Source organism: Gemmatimonas sp., from assembly GCF_044345575.1.
Lineage (GTDB): Bacteria > Gemmatimonadota > Gemmatimonadetes > Gemmatimonadales > Gemmatimonadaceae > Gemmatimonas.
This window is the reverse complement of sequence record NZ_JBIJAW010000208.1, coordinates 1-5,761: the sequence shown is the minus strand read 5'-3', so window position 1 is coordinate 5,761 and position 5,761 is coordinate 1. Positions and strand designations below refer to the sequence as shown.

The window sequence follows — 5,761 nt, the reverse complement described above, 5'->3', positions numbered from 1 at the left end:
TCGATGGTCATCGCCCAGCGGCGCTTCTCCATCTTCTGCACGTGGTTGGGGTCGTACATGCCCTGGTCCTTCGACTCCGGGTTGGCGAACTCACCCTGAGCGTCGGCCGCCACCGGCGACTTGAGGCCGGTCTTGAAATCCTGCGACGGGAGGCCGGGGATCTCATGATGGTGCTCGTCGTTCTCCTGCTCGGTGCCGAGGAGCACGCCGATGGGGAGCGCCTGACCGATGCCGCGGCCATGCTGACGGGCCGAGCCTTCGGTGGTGACGAGCGGCGACTTGTCGGCCGTGATCGTGACCTTGCCCTTGAGGCCACCGAGGGCGAGACCGCCCGCAGCGTCCCAACCGGCCGGCACGAGATCGTACGCGTTCACGCCGATGTTCTGGGCGAAGCGGCCGTAGGCAGTGTGACCGAGCCCGAGCGCGATGGCGACGGTGTCGGGGCGCACGCCCATGTAGATGTACGCGGGCGCGGTGACTTTGCCGGCGGCCGTTTCGATGGTGAGGTGCGTGCCTTCCTTGATGCCAAGCTTCTTGGCGGTGGAGGGGTGCACTTCAACCCACGACTGCCACGCGATCTTGGAGACCGGGTCCGGGAGTTCCTGCAGCCACGGCTTGTTCGCGCCCGCGCCGTCGCCAAGCGTGGGCGACGGGAAGACGTGCACGAAGAAGTCACCAGCGCCGGCGGCCGCGGGGGTCGCGGTGGCAGCCAGCGTGCGGCCGTTGGTGGGAACGAGCGGGCCACTCGAGACCTGCGCCTTGGTGAGCGCGGTCGTGAAGGCCGAGCCGCCGCCCGGGAACTTGCTGATGTACCAGGTGCGGTAGTCGGCCACGTTGTAGCGGGCCGCGATCGCCTGGTCCTTCTTGGCGAGCTCGATAAGCACGTCGCTCGTGGAGCGCGTGTCGAACACCGGCTCGAGGGTGGGCTGCTGCAGGCCGAGCTGACCGTTGGCCCCCGCGGCGTCGCCCCAGCTCTCCAGCCAGTGGTTGTCCGGGAGGATGAGGTCGGCGAGCTGCGCGGTTTCGTCGGGCATGGCCGAGAACGAGACCTTGAAGCCCACCTTGGCGTAGGCGGCGGCGAAGCCGGCCGACTTGGGCATGCTGTGCGCCGGGTTGGCGCCGCGGATGAACGCGAGCGGCACGGAGCCGGCGTCCATGGCCTTCACCGCGTTCGCCAGATCGGCGTACGAGGCGAGACCCGCGTAACCCGCGTGGCCGTTGGCCGGCTTGATGGTCGTACCGACCGCGCCCGCCTTCTTGTTGATCTCGGCGACCATGGTGCCGCACTCGACCGCGTCGGCGCCGGTGACGCCGCAGATCGCCATCACGCCGTTGCCGGCGTCGGCGATGGCCTTGGCGAGCGCCTCGATGGTGGCGACGGGCACGCCCGACGCCTCAGCGGCGGCCGCTGCGGTACCGGCACCCGTGAGCGCGGCGCAGAACGCCATCTCGCTGCCGGGCTTGGCCGGGATCCACTGGTCGGCGTTGAGGCCGGTGAGCGAACGACGGGCGCCGACGTACACCAGACGCGGCGCGTCGGTGAGCTTGGCGCGGGCGTCGGCCCAGTCGAGCTGCTGCGGTACGCTGTGGCCCCAGCCGTCGAGGAAGTCGGCGCCGAAGGAGACGACCAGCTTGGCTGCCCCGAAGTCGAGCTGCGGCCAGGCCGCGCCGTACGCCTTCTGGTTGGCGGCGATGGTCGCGACCGGTGCCGTGCTGTCGACGCTCAGGTGGTTCGGCATGCCGTTCGCCGAGAGCCACTGGTCGAGGAAGCCCGGGAAGGTGCCCGACTCGTGCTGGTTGACGAACACGACGTTGCCGGCCTGCCCCTTCGACTTCACTTCGCCGATCTTCTGGGCGAGGAGTTCGAACGCCTTGTCCCACGTGGTGGGCTTGAGGGCGTTGCCCTCACGCACCATCGGCGAGCGATAGCGATCGGGGTTGTAGAGGCCCTGCACCGCCGAGAGGCCACTGGCGCAGATGGCGCCGCGGTTCATCGGGTGTTCAGGATTGCCTTCAAGCTTGATCGGACGGCCGTCGCGCACTTCGGCCAGCACGCCGCACGCCGCCGCGCATTCGCGGCAGGTGGTGGCGTAGTACTGGGAGACGCCCGGGACGGTGTTGTCCGGCGAGGCAACGTACGGGATGAGCTTGCCCACCTTTTCGGAGGAGCAGCCCACCACGGCCGTCGTGGCGCCCGTGGCGCCGAGGATCTTGAGGAATTCGCGGCGCTTGACGCCGGTCCCCGCTTCTGTGCTCATCGTGATCGAGGGTCGATGATCAGTAGTGGCAGACGGCGCAATCGTAGCGCGCCTTCTTGGCGGGCATTGCTTCCAGCTCGGGCGTGACCTTCTGTCCGGCCAAACGCGCGCCCTCGGCGGGCTTGTAGCCCTGCACGTGACAGTTGATGCACCAGCCCATGTTGAGCGAGTTCACCTGCTGGACGGGCACGTAGTTCGTGTCCGGACCCTGCGCGCCCTGATTCTGGATCTGGCCGTGGCAGGTCTGGCACGTCACACCGGCATTCACGTGACGCATGTGCGGGAACTGGACATAGTCCGGCACCTTGTGCACACGGTTCCACGGGATCGGCTGCCCCTTCTGGTAGTACGCCGCGATCTTCTTGATCTCGGCGGACTGGGGCTTCACCAGCGTGTGGCAACCCATGCAGGTCGACACCGAGGCGTTCCCCGGATCGGGCGCCTTGTTGGCGGCGCTATGACAGTACAGGCAGTTCATGCCTGCCTTCGATACGTGCGGAGCATGGACGAACTTGACGGGCTGCTCGACGATCTTGCCCTGCGACGACGACGCGCCGCTGTACGCGGACAGCAACGTGGCTGCCGCGGCAAGTGCGAGGAACCCGGGGATCACCGTCCACTTCTTCTTGACCGTCATCTCGTGTGCCGGTAGAGAATGCCGTTAGGCGTTGGTGATGGTCGACACACGACATGCACGACCCGACACTACCTCTGCCGCGGTGCAGAGCGTGGTTCGAGTCATGCGATCCGAGGACTACGCGGTCCTACTGGTCAGGTCCGAACGGAACCAACCGGGTACAACCGTGTAAGTCGGTGTCACCAAATTTTTTGCAAGCGCGAAGTATGACCGGGGCCGTATTTGTACGCAAGTGGATGACGCAGCCTCACGCGCCCTCTTGCAGTACTAAATCGGACACCGCGGACCTCCATGCGCCCGGAGCCATAACGGCCGGGAATCCATGCGGTTCCCGGCCGTTCGGTATTTCGTGAAACCGGGCAATGCGCCAGGCTATTTCCCGGGCGAAATGCTGCCGCCGTGGGCAAAGGGCAGCCCGCTGAATCCGGTGGAACCGTTATCGGGTGCCGCCGCCGACTCGCCGGCCGGGAGCAGATCGACGAGCGCCTGCGCCTGCTGGGTGAGCCGCAGCGGCCACCACGAGCTCCACGCGAACCGCTCCGCGCCGATGGTGCGGAGCAGATGCGCGAAATGGTCCTCCGGCGGCCCCCACACCCAGTGCCAGTCATAGAAGACCCGCTGCTGCTCGGGCGGCGTGAGCCCCCAGTGGGTTTCCTCGATGAGCTCCCGCCCGGCCCCGGCGACCACCAGGTTGGCCTTGAGACCGGGGAGACGGGCCAGCTGGCGCACATGGGCGGCGGTGAGATCGCCCGCGCTGTCCAACGGGTGCCGCTGGCGCAGGTCCTCGAACCGCACCGTGAGGTGCAGCGCCACCCCGGCCTCCCCACACGCCAACGCGAGCTCGGCCATACACTGATGCCCGGCACCCAGCCCCCACAGGGTCGGATAGGCCCGCACGGCCGGGGCCCCCTCGTTGACCGCGTCGCGGAGCATCTGCTCCCACCGGGGCCAGTCGGGGCGGACGATTGGTGCCGGGGCCAGCATGGCGCGGTGCGGCGCCAGCGCCGCGTACAGCGCCCGGTTGCTGGGGACCGGGTCGCGGTGGAACGCCCCGGGCAGGTGGCCGACCCAGCCACCTGTGAACCCCTCGCGCTCGAGCACGCGCACGAGCACCTCGGGGTCGGGGTGCGGGATATCACGGAAGGGATAGCCCCCGATCCAGGCGCAGGTGTCCACCCGCCCCGGCGTTCCGGCCTGGTGCGTGCCGGTGGCGCTCATGCGGCCTCCAGAGCGCGCGCCAGCGCGGTGTCGAAGGTGCCGGCCGGGAAGATCCGCACGGCATTGCGCCAGCGCATGTCGGCGATGTCGTCGGGCGAGGCGCCGGTGTAGGCGAGCGCGCGCAGCTTCGTGAGACCCGTACAGAGCGTGAGGTCGCAGGCCCAGAGCAACCGCTTGGCGCCCACCCATCGCAGCGCCTCGTCGATCATGCCGCGATCGATGCCGCTCCCGGAGAAGTCCATCACGATGTTGGGCACCTCGAGCACTGCCGGGTTGGTGTGCGCCCAATCTCCGCCGCCACCGATGTGCGCGAGGAGGAAGGTCGCCTTGGGATGCCGCACGGCGAGACGTGCGAGCTCCACGCCATCACTGGCCTCCTGATTGGGCCACTCACGCCGGCGATGCTGCCAGATGTGCTGCAGCACCGGTACCCCGTACTGCGCCGCGGCGGCGCCGATCTCGTCGAGGAGCCCGAAGTCGGTGGTGCGTCGCGCGGCAGCGAGCTTGATGCCCACCGCCCCGCGCCCCATGCCCCGTTCAATTTCGGCGAGCGCATGCGCGGTGAAATTGGGATTCACGGCGACGAATGCGCGGACGCGATCGGCGTGCTGGTCGGCGAGCCCGAACATGAAGTCGTTGGCGCGCGTCTGATCGTGCGGCGATGAGAAGTAGGTGGGCGACGTGGCGCCCCACGAGCCGAGGATCGATGCCACGTGGCACCGGATACCGATGCGCTCGCCCATCTCGAGGCGCGAGGCGTTGTAGCGCGCCCAGTCGCTGCGGTTGGTAAGCGGCGTGTGAAAATGGGCGTGCGGATCGATGAGCGGCTCGGTGCCGCCAAGGGGAGCGGGAGGCATGGTCATGGTGGGGTCATTCGCGGAATCGGTCATCGACACGACGCGGACCGGGGCGCAGTGCGTCCATCACCGCGGGCATGGCCCGCGCCACGGCATCGAGGGCATCATCGTCGTGGGCCAGCGCGCCGAACTGATAGGCGCCACGCTTGAGCAGAACACCTTCGTGTGCGGCTGCGGCTACGAGCGCATCGAGTTGCTCGGGCACGTCGGCCGTGAGTCGCCACATCATCGGCGGGCCCTCGGCTTTCACGCCCACCCACGGCGCGTCGGCGAGCGCCGACCCGATGATGTCCTGCAGCACCCCGCCGGCGGTGGCCATGCGATCGCAGACATCGAGCCGCTCGTGCCAGGCCAGCACGGCCGCCGCCGCGGCGAGACCAGTCGCCTCGGCCGCCGCCGTGGAAGAGATCCACGTGCGCGTGGCGGCGTCCATGGCATCGGCGCGACCGACCACGGCGGCCAGGGGATAGCCGTTGGCGAGCGCCTTGCCGATGGCGGTGAGGTCGGGGGTGACGCCGGTGAGCGCTTGTACGCCGCCCGTGCGCACCCGGAAGCAGGTCTTCACCTCGTCGAACACGAGCAGTGCCTGATGGGCATCGGCCAGCCGCCGCGCGGCCTCGAGCCACGCCACCGGCGCAATGTCGTGCACGAGCGGCTCGAGGATGATGGCCGCCGGTGATTCGCCCGCGGTCATCGCCGCCTCGAGCGCCGGGATGTCACCGAACGGCACCCAGGTGACGAGGTCGCGCGTGCTCTGGGGCACGCCAACCGCATCGCTGTTCCAGTCCAGC

General features: G+C 68.8%; 5 protein-coding genes. All 5 read right to left on the bottom strand.

The genetic code is table 11. The annotated features are described in order from the left end of the window. Positions 1 to 2,258, bottom strand: a 2,258-nt coding sequence (locus tag ACIQ6O_RS11740) for a molybdopterin-dependent oxidoreductase (protein WP_396207977.1), incomplete at its 3' end; no start/stop codon positions are given. 19 nt (positions 2,259 to 2,277) lie between these two features. Beyond that, positions 2,278 to 2,895 (bottom strand): cytochrome c3 family protein, encoded by a 618-nt coding sequence (locus ACIQ6O_RS11735; RefSeq protein ID WP_396207976.1) that lies wholly within the window; start codon positions 2,893 to 2,895, stop codon positions 2,278 to 2,280. A gap of 372 nt (positions 2,896 to 3,267) precedes the next feature. Beyond that, the gene (locus tag ACIQ6O_RS11730) at positions 3,268 to 4,113 is read right to left on the bottom strand and encodes a hypothetical protein (protein WP_396207975.1); all 846 of its coding nucleotides are present in this window, start codon (positions 4,111 to 4,113) and stop codon (positions 3,268 to 3,270) included. Then, the gene (locus ACIQ6O_RS11725; protein WP_396207974.1) at positions 4,110 to 4,976 is read right to left on the bottom strand and encodes an amidohydrolase family protein; all 867 of its coding nucleotides are present in this window, start codon (positions 4,974 to 4,976) and stop codon (positions 4,110 to 4,112) included. Before ACIQ6O_RS11725 ends, ACIQ6O_RS11730 begins: the two co-directional genes overlap by 4 nt. Positions 4,977 to 4,983: 7 nt before the next feature. Beyond that, positions 4,984 to 5,761, bottom strand: a 778-nt coding sequence (locus tag ACIQ6O_RS11720; RefSeq protein WP_396207973.1) for an aminotransferase class III-fold pyridoxal phosphate-dependent enzyme, incomplete at its 5' end; no start/stop codon positions are given.

What these genes read in the sequence shown, in the direction of transcription:
- ACIQ6O_RS11735 (WP_396207976.1), bottom strand. Translation starts at nt 2,895, where the DNA reads ATGACGGTCAAGAAGAAGTGGACGGTGATCCCCGGGTTCCTCGCACTT.
- ACIQ6O_RS11730 (WP_396207975.1), bottom strand. Translation starts at nt 4,113, where the DNA reads ATGAGCGCCACCGGCACGCACCAGGCCGGAACGCCGGGGCGGGTGGAC.
- ACIQ6O_RS11725 (WP_396207974.1), bottom strand. Translation starts at nt 4,976, where the DNA reads ATGACCATGCCTCCCGCTCCCCTTGGCGGCACCGAGCCGCTCATCGAT.